At 67.1% G+C, this 14,151-nt stretch carries 15 protein-coding genes; 10 read left to right on the top strand and 5 right to left on the bottom strand.

Translation table 11 applies throughout. The annotated features are described in order from the left end of the window. The first annotated feature begins 18 nt into the window (after window positions 1-18). From C7450_RS01135 to C7450_RS01100, 8 genes are all read left to right on the top strand, one after another. Window positions 19-1,338: an NAD(P)/FAD-dependent oxidoreductase gene (locus tag C7450_RS01135; protein ID WP_170146993.1), complete on the top strand. Its 1,320-nt coding sequence runs from the start codon at window positions 19-21 to the stop codon at window positions 1,336-1,338. A 23-nt stretch (window positions 1,339-1,361) separates the two neighbouring features. Further along, a complete protein-coding gene (locus tag C7450_RS01130; protein ID WP_110372549.1) occupies window positions 1,362-2,879 on the top strand; it encodes an aldehyde dehydrogenase in 1,518 nt (505 codons plus the stop codon). Continuing rightward, a complete protein-coding gene (locus C7450_RS01125) occupies window positions 2,879-3,349 on the top strand; it encodes a GNAT family N-acetyltransferase (RefSeq protein WP_110372548.1) in 471 nt (156 codons plus the stop codon). Before C7450_RS01130 ends, C7450_RS01125 begins: the two co-directional genes overlap by 1 nt. Window positions 3,350-3,376: 27 nt before the next feature. Next, window positions 3,377-4,864, top strand: coding sequence for an argininosuccinate lyase (gene argH / locus C7450_RS01120; RefSeq protein WP_110372547.1), 1,488 nt, complete (start codon window positions 3,377-3,379; stop codon window positions 4,862-4,864). A gap of 60 nt (window positions 4,865-4,924) precedes the next feature. Then, complete coding sequence (locus tag C7450_RS01115) at window positions 4,925-5,782, top strand: transporter substrate-binding domain-containing protein (RefSeq protein WP_110372546.1); 858 nt, start codon at window positions 4,925-4,927, stop codon at window positions 5,780-5,782. A gap of 96 nt (window positions 5,783-5,878) precedes the next feature. Further along, the gene (locus tag C7450_RS01110) at window positions 5,879-6,547 is read left to right on the top strand and encodes an amino acid ABC transporter permease (RefSeq protein ID WP_110372545.1); all 669 of its coding nucleotides are present in this window, start codon (window positions 5,879-5,881) and stop codon (window positions 6,545-6,547) included. Next, complete coding sequence (locus tag C7450_RS01105; RefSeq protein WP_110372544.1) at window positions 6,544-7,227, top strand: amino acid ABC transporter permease; 684 nt, start codon at window positions 6,544-6,546, stop codon at window positions 7,225-7,227. The genes C7450_RS01110 and C7450_RS01105 overlap by 4 nt, the downstream gene beginning before the upstream one ends. 14 nt (window positions 7,228-7,241) lie before the next feature. Beyond that, entirely contained in the window at window positions 7,242-7,991 is a 750-nt protein-coding gene (locus tag C7450_RS01100; protein ID WP_110372543.1) for an amino acid ABC transporter ATP-binding protein, read from the top strand. Window positions 7,992-8,061: 70 nt separating this feature from the next. Here C7450_RS01100 and C7450_RS01095 read toward each other — a convergent pair whose 3' ends face one another. Beyond that, window positions 8,062-8,925, bottom strand: a complete 864-nt coding sequence (locus C7450_RS01095) for a LysR family transcriptional regulator (RefSeq protein WP_110373196.1) — start codon at window positions 8,923-8,925, stop codon at window positions 8,062-8,064. 203 nt (window positions 8,926-9,128) lie between these two features. Here C7450_RS01095 and C7450_RS01090 point away from each other — a divergent pair, with 203 nt between their 5' ends. Together C7450_RS01090 and C7450_RS01085 are read left to right on the top strand one after the other, a co-directional pair. Next, entirely contained in the window at window positions 9,129-9,701 is a 573-nt protein-coding gene (locus C7450_RS01090; protein ID WP_110372542.1) for a DUF4865 family protein, read from the top strand. Between the two features lie 5 nt (window positions 9,702-9,706). Next, entirely contained in the window at window positions 9,707-10,525 is an 819-nt protein-coding gene (locus C7450_RS01085; RefSeq protein ID WP_110372541.1) for an acetoacetate decarboxylase family protein, read from the top strand. 47 nt (window positions 10,526-10,572) lie between these two features. Here the strand turns inward: C7450_RS01085 and C7450_RS01080 are convergent, their stop codons facing one another. The 4 genes from C7450_RS01080 to C7450_RS01065 are packed head-to-tail and all read right to left on the bottom strand — an operon-like array spanning window position 10,573 to window position 14,127. Next, complete coding sequence (locus tag C7450_RS01080; protein WP_110372540.1) at window positions 10,573-11,064, bottom strand: RidA family protein; 492 nt, start codon at window positions 11,062-11,064, stop codon at window positions 10,573-10,575. Between the two features lie 29 nt (window positions 11,065-11,093). Next, complete coding sequence (locus C7450_RS01075) at window positions 11,094-12,089, bottom strand: threonine ammonia-lyase (RefSeq protein WP_110372539.1); 996 nt, start codon at window positions 12,087-12,089, stop codon at window positions 11,094-11,096. Next, window positions 12,079-13,050 (bottom strand): 3-hydroxyacyl-CoA dehydrogenase NAD-binding domain-containing protein, encoded by a 972-nt coding sequence (locus C7450_RS01070; protein WP_110372538.1) that lies wholly within the window; start codon window positions 13,048-13,050, stop codon window positions 12,079-12,081. The genes C7450_RS01075 and C7450_RS01070 overlap by 11 nt, the downstream gene beginning before the upstream one ends. A 3-nt stretch (window positions 13,051-13,053) precedes the next feature. Further along, window positions 13,054-14,127 (bottom strand): ABC transporter substrate-binding protein, encoded by a 1,074-nt coding sequence (locus C7450_RS01065; protein ID WP_110372537.1) that lies wholly within the window; start codon window positions 14,125-14,127, stop codon window positions 13,054-13,056. Window positions 14,128-14,151: the final 24 nt, after the last annotated feature.

Below are 14,151 nucleotides of genomic sequence, written 5' to 3'. Positions count from 1 at the left end.
CAGAGCGGAGCGTGCCTGGTGGTTGACACGAGCGGCGACATTTTTGCCGGTGATTTCAAAGCGTCTCCCTATTGGTGGGATGCGGCCGCACCGCTGATCTGCACGCCGGATCTGCCGGAGGAAGCCGATCTTGTGATTGTCGGCGCCGGATTTTGTGGACTGGGGGCGGCGCGTCGGGCGCTGGAGCTCGGTGTGACACCGGTGGTGCTCGACGCCGGGCCAATCTCCGGCGGCGCGAGTTCCCGCAGCGGAGCCATGCTTTCGGGCGGTCAGAAATTCCTCATCAATGGTACGGCGGACCAGCTGGGTGCGGAGCTGCTCGGCGCGCTCACGGCGGCTCATGCCGAAGCCTTTGACTACGTGCAGCGCCTTGCGGGTTCAGGCTCGCTGGGCGAGGTGCTGCAGCGGTCGGGCCGTCTGTTCCTTGCGGCGGTGCCGAAGGACCTCGCCCGCTTCGCCGGTCATGCCCGCATCATGTCGGAGTTGGCCGGCGTGAGCGCCCGCGTGCTCGGCCCCGACGACGTCCGTCAGGAGATCGACACGCGCCACTATCATGGCGGTCTCCTGGTCGAGGCGTTCGGCGGTCTGCATCCCTCGAAATTTGCCGTGGCGCTCGCCCAGGATCTTCAGCAGCGCGGTGCCATCCTGCGATCGCACACGAAGGTTCGCGCCGCCCGCCGGGACGGCGACAGGTTTTTGGTGCGTACGAGCGCAGGCGATGTCCGGGCCCGCCATGTGCTGTTCGCCACCAATGCCTATACCGACGATGCGATGGCTTCCGTACGGCGGCGCCTGGCACCCGTCGGCTCCTACATGATCGCGACGGAGGCGATCGGGCGCGAAGCGGTGGACGCGCTGATGCCGGCGCGCCGGATGTATTCCGACAGCAAGCGCAATCTCTGGTACTTCCGCCCTTCGCCGGACGGGGAGCGCATCCTGTTCGGGGCGCGTCCGGGCCTCGTCCCCGGCAGTCCCGAGCGGGCGGCCCCTCTCTTGCATCGGTTTCTCACACGCGTATTCCCGAGCCTTGCCGAGGTCAGGATCAGCCACGCCTGGACCGGGGCGGTCGCCATGACGCGCAGTCATCTCCAGCACATCGGCCAGCGTGGCGGATGCTGGTTCGCGGTCGGCTGCAACGGAAGCGGCGTGGGTATCATGCCCTGGCTCGGTCATCTGGCCGTGGAACGGATGCTCGGCACGCGCACCACCCCAACGGTGTTCGAACGCCTGCCGTTCGGCTGGCTCCCCAACTTGGCCGGACGGCCCTGGTATGTGCCGGTTGCGGCGGGCGCCTTCGGCTTCATGGATTGGCTCGATCGCAGGCAGGCCGGCCTATGAACGACAGATCGTACGGAGAGACCATGACTTGCCAGCCCTCACCCCGGCATCACCCCGATTGGGCGGATGCCGCCCGCGCGGTGCGGATCGAGACCCGCGCCTTCATCGACGGCAGTTACACGGAGGCTTCCGACGGGGCGACGTTCGACTGCATCAATCCGGCCACCGGTGCGGTGCTCGGCCGCGTCGCCTCCTGCAGCGCTGCGGACGTGGACCGTGCCGTGGCCGCCGCCCGCCGCAGCTTCGATGCCGGAGACTGGTCCCGCTGCGATCCGGCGGTTCGCCGGCGGGCGCTGATCCGGCTCGCCGATCTCATCGAGGAGCACCGCGACACGCTGGCGATCCTCGAAACCCTGGACACCGGCAAGCTGATCCGCGATTCTGCCACGCTCGACATTCCCGGCTCCGCCGACGTGTTCCGCTTCTTCGGCGAGGCTTGCGACAAGCTTCTGGACGAGGCCGTACCGGTGGGACCGGGCGCATTGGCAATGATCACGCGCGAGCCGGTCGGCGTTGTCGGCGCCGTCGTGCCGTGGAACTTCCCGCTCAAGATGGCGGCCTGGAAATGCGCGCCGGCGCTGGCGGCGGGCAACAGTGTCCTCCTGAAACCGGCGGAGCAATCACCACTCACCGCCCTGCATCTCGCGGGACTTGCCGCCGAAGCCGGCATCCCACCCGGCGTTTTCAATGTCCTGCCAGGCTTCGGCCCTGACGCGGGCGGACCGATCGGCTTGCATCCGGACGTCGATTGCGTAGGATTCACGGGGTCGACCGAGGTCGGCAAACTGTTTCTCGGTTATGCCGGCCGCTCCAACATGAAGCGGGTCTGGCTGGAATGCGGCGGCAAGAGCGCCTTCATCGTCTGTCCCGATGCCGGTGACCTCAAGGCTGCGGCTGAGGCTGCCGCGGCCGGCATCTTCTTCAATCAGGGCGAGGTCTGCTCGGCCACCTCGCGCCTGTTCGTCCATGAGGACATCCAGGCCGATTTCACCGCGCTGCTGCTTGACGCGGCGCAGGCCTACGCGCCGGGCAATCCGCTCGACCTCGCCTCCGGCATGGGCGCCATGGTCAGCGAGGAGCAGACGGGGCGTGTGCTCTCCTATATCGAAACGGGCAAGGCCGAGGCCGACCTGTTGTGCGGGGGCAGCCGGGTGCTGGCGGAGACCGGCGGCAGCTTCATCGCGCCGACCATTTTCACGCATGTCGATCCGCGCGCGGTGATCGCCACCGAGGAGATATTCGGCCCCGTCCTGTCCGTGATCTCATTCCGCAATGAGGCTGATGTGGTTGGGCTGGCGAACGCCTCCATCTACGGCCTCGGCGCCTCGATCTGGACGCGCGACCTCGACCGGGCGGTGCGCATGTCCCGTGCGCTCCACGTGGGCAGCGTGAGCGTGAACGCGGTGGACCACGTGGACCTGCGGACGCCGTTCGGCGGGGTGAAGCAATCCGGCAACGGGCGTGACCTCTCGCTGCACGCCTTCGAGAAATATCTCGATCTCAAGACCACCTGGATCTCGATCAGGGAGACGGCAGCGTGATGCCGGCCCCTCCGATCCCCGTGCTGCGTGCCGCCACGCCCGCCGACCTGCCCGCGATCGCCCGCATGAATCGCGCGCTGATCGAGGACGAGGGCCATCGCAACCCCATGACCCTCGATCAGCTCGAGGACCGGGCGCGCGGCTTTCTCGCCAGTCCCGACTGGCATGTCGAGATGATCGAGCAGGATGGACGCGTCGCGGGCTATGCCACCTGGCGCTGGGAGGACGACATCGCCGAGCCGTCCGGCCAACGCATCTATCTGCGCCAGTTCTTCATCGCGCGCGAGGCGCGGGGCGGGGGGCTGGGGCGCCGCGCCTTCGCCCTCCTGACGCGCGAGCGTTTCCCGCCGGACGCACGCATTCTCCTGGAAGTGCTCCACAGCAATCCGAACGGCCAGGCGTTTTGGGCGCGCATGGGCTTTAGCCCCTACGCGATCCATCTGGAGCGACGTGCCGACCCGACTGTTTGAACCCGTCCGCAACAGGGGAAGAACCCGATGAGTGCTCATGTCGCTGATGCGACCCGGATTGGCCGCGCGAGCGGTGCCAAGGCGCCGGAATTCCAGGAATTGTATGATTTCGACGCGGCTGCGCTGACGCTGACCAGCGCTGTCTTTCCCTATGACAGCAAGATCCACCGCGCCCATGTGGTCATGCTCGCCGAGCAGGCGATCCTGACCCGTGACGAGGCAAGCCGCATCCTGCACGGGCTGGCCGCCGCAGACGAGCGCGCCAGCATCGATGCTTCTCTGCGAACCTACCTGCCCTATGAAGCCGCCCTCAAGGGCGAGATCGGCCCGGTCGCCGGCAAGATGCATATCGGCCGAAGCCGCAACGACCTCGCCAATGCCGGCAAGCGCATGTTCCTGCGCGACCAGCTGTTGCGGACCATCGAGGCGGTCATCGGCCTGCGTCACGCTGTGGTCGACAAGGCTGCCGGCCATCTCGACACGGTGATGGTGGTCTATACCCAGCGGAAGGAGGCGCAGCCGATCACGCTCGGCCACTATCTGATGGCGATCAGCGAGAATCTCGGCAAGAATCTCGACCGGTTTCGCGAACTTTATCCGCGCGTGAACCAGTGCCCGCTCGGCGCGGCGGCGACCGCGGGAACCGGCTGGCCGCTCGATCGCGACCGCACGGCGGACCTGCTCGGCTTCGACGGGCTTGTGGTCAACAGCATCGAAGGCGTCGCAGGCTGGGACCATGTGGCGGAGTTCGCCTTCGACAACGCGATCTTCCTGAGCGGGCTGAGCCGTCTGGCGTCGGAAATCCAGCTGTGGAGCAGCGACGAGTACCAGATGGCGGAGCTTGATGCGTCATTCGCGGGCACCAGCAGCATCATGCCCCAGAAGAAGAATCCGGATTCGCTGGAGCGCAGCCGCAAGGCCGCCTTTGCGGCCATGGGGCCGCTGGTGGGCATCCTCACCTCGCTCAACGGCATCGAATATCAATACAGCGCCGCGCGTGTCGAACTGGAGCCCCGCTCCATCGACGCCATGATTGCCGCCACCCACGCCATGACCGGTGTCGTGCGCACGCTGCACCCGAACAAGGAGCAGATGCTCCGCTACGCGGCCGAGAACTACGCCACCATGACCGACCTGACGGACATGTTGGTTCGCCGCGTGGGCATCGACTACCGCGAGGCGCATGAGATCGTGGCGCGGGTCGTGATGGCCGCCATTGACCAGGGCATCAAGGCCAACCGGATCGGGCTCGACCTGGTTCAGCAGGCAGCCATCGCCCAGACCGGTCAGCCGATCGCAGTCAGCGCCGACGATATCGCCGATGCGCTCGATCCGGTTCAGAACGTTGCCCGGCGCAAGGGTAAGGGCATGCCGGCTCCCGAATCCGTCCAGACCGCCATCGACGACGCACGGTTGGAGCTCCGCACCGATCACGCCTGGCTCGACAGTGCACGCCAACGCCTCGCCGCGGCTGACGCCGCGCTGGCGACCGCTGTGGAGGCCATACGCGCCTGAAGCCACCACGAAGACAGCGACGACGCGACCGACAGACGGCTCAATAAAGAGGGGACAGCCATGACAAAGACCAGTTTATTCTGCCTGGTGATCTGCGCAGCCGGAACGATGACGGGCGCAGCCTGGGGTCAGCAGATCGCCGTGCCGGCCAGCCTGAAGGAGAAGGGAGAACTGCGCATCGGCGTCAAATGCGACAGCCCGCCCTCGGGCTTCCTCGACGAAAAGGGCAATCCGGCCGGCATTGATGTCGACATCGGACGCCATATCGCCAACCGCGCCTTCGGCGATCCGAACAAGGCGGTATTTACCTGCGTAACCGCGGCGACGCGCGTGCAGATGCTCGCCTCCGGGAAGGTGGACGTGCTGTTCGCGACCATGGGCGTCACCGAGGAGCGCAAGCAGACGGTGGATTTCGCCACCTCCACCAATTGGGGGGGCTCCGGCATCCTCGTCAGGGCCGGCGAGGAGATCCAGAGCCTCGACCAGCTGAAGGGCAAGACCCTGCTCACCAACAAGGGCGCGTGGCAGATCGGCTTCCTCGAAAAGAACTACCCCGAGATCAAGCTGATCAAATACGACAACATCACAGACGCGATCCAGTCACTGCGGCAGGGGCGCGGGGACGGCGTCACCCAGGACGGCCATCTCCTTGTGGTCGCTGCCAGCAAAGATCCCCGCCTGAAGGTCACCGATGTGGCTTTCCAGATCGGCTGGTCAGCGCCCGCGGTCCGGCGGGGAGACACGGCACTGCGCGAGTTCATCAGCGCCATGGTGAGTGAGAGCAAGAAGGACGGCACCTATCGCGCTGCTGTCGAGCGCTATGCGGGCGCAGTCGAGCTTGAGGAGCGCATCCAGAGTTACACGACCCTGCCGCCCGATGGCTCATCAGACCAGAACAGCGTGCTGCCGCTGCCCTGATCCGGGCCATCCCCGTGGACGGCGTGCCCGCCGTCCACCGCGCGCCGCAGGCCGACGCGTCGGCTTGCGGCCATTCACTCGGACAGGTTCGTAATCATGAGTTCGCCATTCGACTGGAGCTATTTCTGGTCTATCGCCTTCCTGTTCCTGAAGGGACTGGAGATGACCCTGTTCCTGGCGGTCATCTGCAATGCACTTGCGGTCATCCTGGCTTATGTCTTCGCCGCTGCAGTCCATTTCCGCATCCGTGTCGTGCGGGAGATGATCCTGTTCTATGTGTCTGTCATTCGCAACACGCCGCTTCTGGTACAGATCTTCTTCTTTTATTTCGGCATGCCGGAAATCGGCGTCCGTACTGATCCCACGACCTCTGGAATCATTGTGCTGACGCTGTGGGCAAGCGCCTACCAGACCGCCAACCTGCGTGGCGGCATCGACAACGTGCCGCGCGCGCTGACGGAAGCCATGCGCGCGCTCGGCCTTCGGCCCATCGACGCTTTCGTCTTCATCGTGGTGCCGGTCGCCACGCGGGCCGTGGTGCCGGCGATGATGAACACGATGGTCTCAACCATCAAGAACTCCGCCCTTCTCAGTGCCATCGGCGTGCCCGAACTGACCTTCGTCGCCATGGACAATATCGCCGAGACCTATCGCGCCATAGAGAATTTCGTCGCTCTTCTGATCGGTTACCTCGCGATCGTCCTCGGTTTCTCGGCGATGATGACGAGCCTGGAGCGCTATCTCGGGCGGGGGTACCGGCGATGAACCTGTCGCTGATCACCCAGAACGGGCAATTCTTCTTTCATGCTGGCCTCATGGCGCTTTTCATCTTCGGTGCCAGCGTTCTGTTCACGACGCTTATCGCGATTATCTGCGGAACGCTTGCGACGTTACGCCCGGCCGCGATCCGGGTGCCGATTCGCCTCGTGATCGAGTTCTTTCGCGACGTGCCGCAGGTCGTGAGCGTGTTCTTCATCTTCTTCGGCGCACCTGTGTTCGGGTTGCAACTCGGTCCGCTGGCTGCGACGATCCTGGCGCTTTCGTTGTGGGGAGGCGCGAACGGGGCCGAGATCGTGCGCGGCGGAATCACCGCCGTGCCCCATCATCAGTTCGAGAGCGCGCGCTCGCTCGGGCTCAGCCCCTATGCGATCTTCACCGCGATCATCCTGCCGCAGGCCCTTTTGCCCATCATCCCCGCCTATGCGGGGCTGTGCAACATCCTCATGCATTCGACATCGCTCGCCGCGCTGGTCGGGGTGGTCGAGCTTCTGAAGAGCGCGCAAATCGTGATCGATCGCGCGGCTTACTATGAGGGTGGCGCGCCGGGGCTGACGGTCTACGGCTTCATCCTGTTCGTCTATTACATCGCCGGCCTGCTGATGTCGGCCGCAATCTCCTGGCTGGAAAAGCGCTTCGGCCAGTCACGCGCCGAGCAGCGCTTCTGAGGAAAGGGCACGTCATGGGACAGGAGCGGGCAGTCCACGTCATCCGCACGGTCGATCTCGTGAAATTCTACGGCAATGTGCAGGTGTTGAACGACATCGACTTCGTCATCGGGAAAGGCGAGCGCGTCGTGATCATGGGGTCCTCCGGCTCGGGGAAGAGCACCTTCATCCGCTGCCTGAACGGGCTGGAACCCATCCAGAGCGGGAACATCGTCTTCGATGGACAGGACATCGGCGGAAACACCGAACGGCAATGGCGGCTGGTGCGGCGGCGCATCGGCATGGTGTTCCAGAACTACGCGCTGTTTCCCCATATGAACGCGCTGCGCAATCTCACCTTCGCTCCGGTGCGCGAGCGGCTGATGACGCCGGACGCGGCGGAAGCGCGGGCGCTGGCCTTGCTGGCGCGCGTCGGGCTTGCGGACAAGGCCAAGTCCTATCCGGCGCAGCTCTCGGGGGGCCAGCAGCAACGCGTTGCGATCGTCCGCGCCATGATGATGGCGCCGGAGGTCATGCTGTTCGACGAGCCGACATCGGCCCTCGATCCCGAGACGGTGGGCGAGGTGCTGGCGATCATCCAGGACCTGACGTCGGAGGGACTAACCTCGATCATCGTCACGCACGAAATGGGATTTGCCCGGCAGTGCGCCGACAGGATCGTCTATATGGACCGCGGCCGGATCGTTGAAGAGGGCCACCCGGAAGCCTTCTTCACCCAGCCGCAGACCGATCGCGCCAGACGCTTCATTTCGACCCATAGATAGGTCCTGGTCCGTTCCAGCCCGCATGCATGCGGATAGCCTGTCTCGATCCGGGCAGCGGCGAAGCCGCCGATCAAACGGTGCCTCCACCCGCCGTCGAGCGGATCGCGGCACTGAGTGCGCGTAGCGCCGTCCGCGCGGTTCGGTCGGTGAGGTTGGAATAGAGCATCACCTCCCGCGAGGGCAGGTTCGGCAGACCGAGCTTTGCTCCCACATCAACCGTCGCCGCCGGCGCGACGCGCCGACCGAGCGCCGCGACCGCAAGGCCGGCGGAAACCGCCGCGCCGATCGTACCGATACCGCCGCCGACAAAAACTTCCGTCCAGGCTATGCCCGCGGCATCGAGTGCCGCCGTTGCCATGCTGCGGACGCTGCACGGCTCGGCCTGCGTCGCAAGACGCAGCGGCTCGCCGGGGTAATGGTCGAAGTCCGGCACCGCCATCCAGCCAAACCCTTCATTGAGGATCACCTCGCCGCCGCGGCGGTGGTTGTCGTGACGCAGCACGATGGCCGCGTCGAGATCGCCGCGCTCGAAATGCTCCAGGCTCTCCCGCGATGAGGCGACCCGCACTTCCAGCACCAGCGAGGAATCGACACCGCCCATGCGCTTCAGCAGCACCGGCAGCTCGTTGCCGACGATGTGATGGCTGATGCCGACGACGAGGCGGCGCTTCTCCGCCCCGAAGCATCCGAGCGCCATCTGGTGGGCTCCGATCAATGTCCGCGCATGGTCGAGGAAGGCGGCGCCATCGGACGACAGGCGGACGAGCCGCGGCGTCCGCTCCAGCAGGCGCCGTCCGAGGACGTCCTCCAGCCGCTTCACCTTCAGGCTCACCGCCGACTGCGCCGTATCGAGCGCCTCGGCCGCCCGCGTGAAGCTCTTGAGGTCCGCCGTCAGGACAAATGCCTGCACGGCTTCGATGTCGAGTACCTTCATGATCATTCATTCGAGAATGGAATGGCTGAAATTAGGTATCATGCCATTTCTATATGATCAACTGGCGCCTATGGTCCTCCGGTCAAACGCCGGGCGCCCGCACGAACGCCCAAGGGAACGCCCAAGGGAACGCCCAAGGGAACGCCCAAGGGCCATCGGTCGATGCGGGCTCCGGTCCATGCAAGGGACAAGGGACTTCGAGAATGATCCTCGCGCATTACGCTCATCGCCTGCCCGCCGCCTATGACGTCGGGCTGATCCGCGCGCGCGCCGCAGAGCGGGGCGTCCTCTGGGCGGACGTACCGGAACTCTATTTCAAGGGTTTCCTGCTGCGCGAGCGCGGCCGCTACGGGGCCATCGCCAACAATTATTCCTCGCTCTACCTGTGGCGACAGGACGAGGCCTTCCGCGACTTTCTCCTCACCGGGCGCTACCGGGTCGTGACCGACAGCTTCGGCCGGGCGGACATCGCCACCCGGTTCGTTCTGGATGCCCGCAGGGGCGAGGCAACCGAGGCCCGCTTCGTGTTCAAGCATGAGCTCGATATTCCGCTTGATGCCGATCTCGAAGCCGCCTTCGCCGCCGAGGTGGAGACCACCCGGCAGGCAGCCCTGCGGGCGGGCACGGTGGTCGCGGCGGTGGGCATTGATGCGCAGACCTGGCGCTTCACCCGTATCGTCGTGTCGGCGAACGCGCCGGGCGGAGAGGAGGAGGGCACGGCCTACGAGATCCTCCATCTCGCGCGCCCCCTGCTCGACAGCCTGCCGCAGGCCTGAGCCCGATGGCCTACCGCTTCGAGGCCGGGCGCATCTACCGGATGCCGACCCATTTCGGGCCGGCATTCGGCCCCCGGCAGATGCCAGACGGCATCGCGGCTGATCCCAGGTCGGGCCCCCGCCGGCATTCTGTCGCCGCGCGCTTCCTCACCGAGGCCGCGCGGCTCGATGCGCATCTCCCGGAAGGATTCGCCCTCCGGGGCGAGCCGGTCGTCACGGTGGAGTTCCACTATCTCACCGGGATCGACTGGCTGGCAGGGCGCGGCTACACGATGGTGCAGGTCAGTTGGCCAGCCTCTTTCTCCGGACGGGAGGACAAGGCCTCGGGCCGGTTCCTCGCCGTCATCTGGGAGAACCTCGCCGATCCGATCATCACCGGGCGGGACGAGATCGGGCACCCCAAGCTCTACGCCGACATCCCGCCCTCTCGCGCATGGGACGGCACTCATATTTGCTCGGCCGGCTGGATGGGGTTCCGCTTCCTCGATCTCGAGGTGTCCGGGCTGCGCGAGGTTCCTCTCGCTGCGCCTGCGCCGCCTGACGACATTCTGATGCTGAAATACGTTCCGCGCACCGGCGCTTGGGGGGAGGGCGAGCTGTGCCAGGTGACGCTGACCCCCGGCGACGATCCGCACCGGACCGTCGAGCATCGTCAGGCGGGAACAGGCCAGGTGCGGTTCCATCTCGCCGCATGGGCGGATCTTCCGACTATGCACCATGTGGTGAACGCGCTCGCCGGCCTGCCCGTCCTTGAGCCGCGCGGCGGCTCGGTGGTGCGCTCGCGCGGCGGGAAATCCTATCGCGACCAACGCATCCTGCGCTGATACGTCGGCATCGTCGCGCTTTGGTATGCGAGCACCCGTCGGCGGCCTCACGGGCCGGCGACGGGCCTCACCGAGGCGATCAGCTCGATCTCGACGGCCGCATTGCGCGGCAGCTTGGCGACGCCAACGGCCGAGCGCGCATGCCGGCCCCGCTCCAGCCCCAGCAGTTCGAACAGCAGCGTCGAGGCGCCATCCGCGACCGCGCTTTGGTCGACGAAGTCCGGTCCGCTCTGGACGAACACCGTCATCTTGAGGATGCGGTCGAGCCGGTCGAGGCCGCCGAGGCCGTCGCGCAGCGCGGCGAGGCCACGGACCAGGGCGAGCCGCGCGCCCTCCTGCGCCGCAGCCAGCGTGGTCTCCACCCCGACCAGCCCGACCGTACGCACCCCGGTCTCGTCGCGTGGCAACTGCCCGCTGACGAAGGCGAGCCCTTGGTGGACCACCACGGGTGTATAAGCGGCAGCCGGCGGTGCCGCTGCGGGAAGGACGATGCCGGCGGCGTCGAGCGCCGCCTGCCAATGGAACGGAACCTTGTCCATGCACGCACTCAAGGGGAACCTCCTGGATTTCAGGCCGCAGCGGACTGCCGAAAGGCTGCCTGAAAGATCGCCGGATCGACGTTTCCGCCTGAGGCGATGAGCAGCGTGTTACGGCCCGCCGTCTCAACCGACCCGGTAAGCACCGCGGCGAGCGCCGCCGCGCCCCCCGGCTCCAGCACCAGCTTCAGCTCCTGAGCGGCGAAGCGGACCGCTTCCAGCACCGCGTCATCGGAAACCGCGACGCCGCGCGCGCCGTGGGCGGCGAGGATCGGCAGCGTCAGGCGTCCCGGCGTCGGGACGAGGAGCGCATCGCAGATCGAGCCGGCGAGGCGCGGATTGCGCTCCCACGCGCCGCTCGCGAGCGAACGCGCCATGTCGTCGAAACCCGCCGGCTCCACCGTGACCACCCGCGCGGCCGGGGCCGCCTCTGCAAGGGCGATCGCCCAGCCCGCTGCGAGCCCGCCGCCGCTGCAGCACACCAGCGCCTGGTCGACGGCGGCACCCGCCGCCTCGGCGACCTGGGCCACGGCCTCCAGCGCGCCGGTGCCCTGACCGGCGATGACGAACGGATCGTCGAACGGCGAGACAAGGGTCAGTCCCTCCTCGGTCACCAGGGCGCGACCGATCTGCTCCCGGTCCTCCCGCTCGCGGTCATAGAGGATCACGCGCGCACCGCGCTGGCGCGCGCCATCGATTTTGATGCCTGGCGCATCCGCCGGCATGATGACCGTGGCCGGGACGCCGGCGAGGCGGGAAGCCTCGGCGATGGCCAGGGCATGGTTGCCCGACGAGAAGGCCACGACGCCCCGGCTGCGCTGGCCGGCATCGAGCGCGCGGATGCGGTTGGCCGCACCGCGGAACTTGAACGAGCCCGTCCGCTGCAGATTCTCCGCCTTGATGAACACCCGCCCGCGCGCCAGCGCGTCGAGCCTCGGACTGGTCAGGACCGGCGTGCGGACGATGTCGGCGCCGATGCGCGCCGCCGCCGCGCGAACCGCGGCGATGCCGATGGGATCAGCGGTCATGGCCGGCGCTCCCGTCTGCCGAGGCGGTCGCTCCCGCGGCAGGCACCTCGGCATCGAGCAAATCCGCGGCCGCCATCAGCGTCGTCTCATAGGCCTGAACGGCGGCGCGGGCGCTGTCCGGCGTCCAATCCCAGAAGCCACGGCCCGACTTGATGCCGCACCGCCCCTCCGCGACCAGTTGCTCAAGGGTTCGGCTCGGCGTGGTGCCGTTGTTAAGGCTCGGATAGATGGTGCGGGCGGCGGCGAGTTGGGTATCGAGGCCGGCGAATTCCTTCTGCAGCATCGGCCCCGCCGCCACATAGCGGAAACCGAAGCCGTAGCGCACGGCAGTGTCCACGTCCTCGGCCGAGCCCAGCCCCTCGTCGATCACCGCGAAAGCCTCGCGCATGAGCGCGTGCTGGATGCGGTTGGCGAGGAAGCCGGGCACGTCGCGGGCCACCCGGATCGGCTTGCGGCCGACGCCCGCCATGATGGCGTAGAGTTGCTCTGCCACGTCGGCCGCGGTCTTCTCGCCGCGCACCACCTCCACCGCCGGCACGAGATGAGCCGGCAGGAAGAAGTGCAGGCCGGCCATACGGTGTGCGGTCTGACAGTCGCCGGCGATGAGGCTGATGCGGAAGCCGGAGGTGTTGGTGGCGAGCGGCACGTGCGGCGGTACCAGTGCGTCCAGCTCGGCGAAGACCTGGCGCTTCAGCTCGAACACCTCCGGCACGGATTCGAGTCCGAACGTCACGCGCGACCAGTCGATGTCCTGCGCCGTGCGATGCAGGCGGAACCGCGCGGGCGCGAAGGGCGCTCCGATCTGCGCCAGCGAAGCCTGCACCCGCTCGCGCCGCCGTTCCCAGTTGGATTCCTCGCGCGTCGTCGCTTCGACGCTCCATCCGTTTGCCAGAAAGATCGCGGCCACGTCGCACCCCATGGCGCCGCACCCGATGATGGCCACTCGCTTGTCTTCTGACATTGTCTACTCCTTGCGTCCTGCCTCCCGGGCAGGCTCCTGATGGCGCGTCGAGGGAGCGGCGGCGAGGTTCACGATGGCGTTGGTGAAGACCTCGGCGACCGGCACGTCGAGACGCGCGCTGCGGACTTCGGCGAGAAAGTCGATATTCTTGACGATGCCCCCTGCATCCATGTCCAGCGACGTCGGAAGCGACCCCATGGCCTGCGTCCAGGCGGCATCGAGCACGGCCGGCTCGACGCCCGGGTAGAAGGGCCCGATCGCAGCGCGCGCGGCCTCGGGACGCGTGCGCATGGTCTCGATGGCGCGCCCGAGCGCCCGCACCAGCCGCACCGCTACGCCACGGTTGGCCGCGAGCCATTCCGGCCGCGCCGACAGAGCGGTAAAGAGGAAATCCCGGAGCGGTGGATATTCCCCTTTTGCGAAGTCGAGCAGCAGCGTGCCGCCGAACTTGACGACGCCAATGGTCGAGGTCGGCGCTGAGAGGCAATAGCCATCGACCCGCCCCTGGCCGAAGGCCGCGATCATGTTGCCGCCGCCGCCGATGGGGATGATGGTGAGGTCGCGGTCCGGATCGAGCCCGCCGTGGATCGCCACATGGCGAACGACGAGATCGGTGATGGAGCCCGCTCCCGCCACCGCGATCTTGAGGCCGCGCAGCGCCTCCGCCTTCTCGGCTGGCGTTCTGCGCTCGCTGAGGCGTGTCCTGCGGGCGGCCTCGGCGGAGAGCACGATGTCGCTGCCGCATTGCTTCAGCAGGGCCGCGAACAGCTGGGTCTTCTGCCCCTTCGCCCAGGCCTGCAGCGGCACCGCCGGCAGGCCCACATAGATGTCGCTCTCGCCGCCGATCACCGACGTGAGCGCAGCGGCCGCGCCCTTGCCGAAGATCGTCACCTCCACGTCCAGCCCCTCGTCTTGGACGTAGCCGAGCCCACGGGCCGCATAGATTGGGAGATAGAGGAAGCCCTCGCTGGGCTGGGCGATGGTGAGCCTTGCGGGCGCCTCGGCGCGGGCGCCGGAGGCTTGCACGGCGAGCGGCACCAGAGCGGCGAGCTTCGTGAATGTGCGGCGGTCGAGCATGGCATTCTCCTCCTCGGAGCTTGT

The organism is Chelatococcus asaccharovorans (genome assembly GCF_003201475.1).
GTDB lineage: Bacteria > Pseudomonadota > Alphaproteobacteria > Rhizobiales > Beijerinckiaceae > Chelatococcus > Chelatococcus asaccharovorans.
This window is presented reverse-complemented; position numbering and strand designations above follow the sequence as displayed.

Bases quoted from the DNA above. Each gene is read 5' to 3' on its own strand.
- C7450_RS01115 (WP_110372546.1), top strand. From the start codon at position 4,925: ATGACAAAGACCAGTTTATTCTGCCTGGTGATCTGCGCAGCCGGAACG.
- C7450_RS01130 (WP_110372549.1), top strand. From the start codon at position 1,362: ATGACTTGCCAGCCCTCACCCCGGCATCACCCCGATTGGGCGGATGCC.
- C7450_RS01105 (WP_110372544.1), top strand. From the start codon at position 6,544: ATGAACCTGTCGCTGATCACCCAGAACGGGCAATTCTTCTTTCATGCT.
- C7450_RS01085 (WP_110372541.1), top strand. From the start codon at position 9,707: ATGGCCTACCGCTTCGAGGCCGGGCGCATCTACCGGATGCCGACCCAT.
- C7450_RS01090 (WP_110372542.1), top strand. From the start codon at position 9,129: ATGATCCTCGCGCATTACGCTCATCGCCTGCCCGCCGCCTATGACGTC.
- C7450_RS01100 (WP_110372543.1), top strand. From the start codon at position 7,242: ATGGGACAGGAGCGGGCAGTCCACGTCATCCGCACGGTCGATCTCGTG.
- argH (WP_110372547.1), top strand. From the start codon at position 3,377: ATGAGTGCTCATGTCGCTGATGCGACCCGGATTGGCCGCGCGAGCGGT.
- C7450_RS01110 (WP_110372545.1), top strand. From the start codon at position 5,879: ATGAGTTCGCCATTCGACTGGAGCTATTTCTGGTCTATCGCCTTCCTG.
- C7450_RS01075 (WP_110372539.1), bottom strand. From the start codon at position 12,089: ATGACCGCTGATCCCATCGGCATCGCCGCGGTTCGCGCGGCGGCGGCG.
- C7450_RS01125 (WP_110372548.1), top strand. From the start codon at position 2,879: ATGCCGGCCCCTCCGATCCCCGTGCTGCGTGCCGCCACGCCCGCCGAC.
- C7450_RS01070 (WP_110372538.1), bottom strand. From the start codon at position 13,050: ATGTCAGAAGACAAGCGAGTGGCCATCATCGGGTGCGGCGCCATGGGG.
- C7450_RS01095 (WP_110373196.1), bottom strand. From the start codon at position 8,925: ATGAAGGTACTCGACATCGAAGCCGTGCAGGCATTTGTCCTGACGGCG.
- C7450_RS01080 (WP_110372540.1), bottom strand. From the start codon at position 11,064: ATGGACAAGGTTCCGTTCCATTGGCAGGCGGCGCTCGACGCCGCCGGC.
- C7450_RS01065 (WP_110372537.1), bottom strand. From the start codon at position 14,127: ATGCTCGACCGCCGCACATTCACGAAGCTCGCCGCTCTGGTGCCGCTC.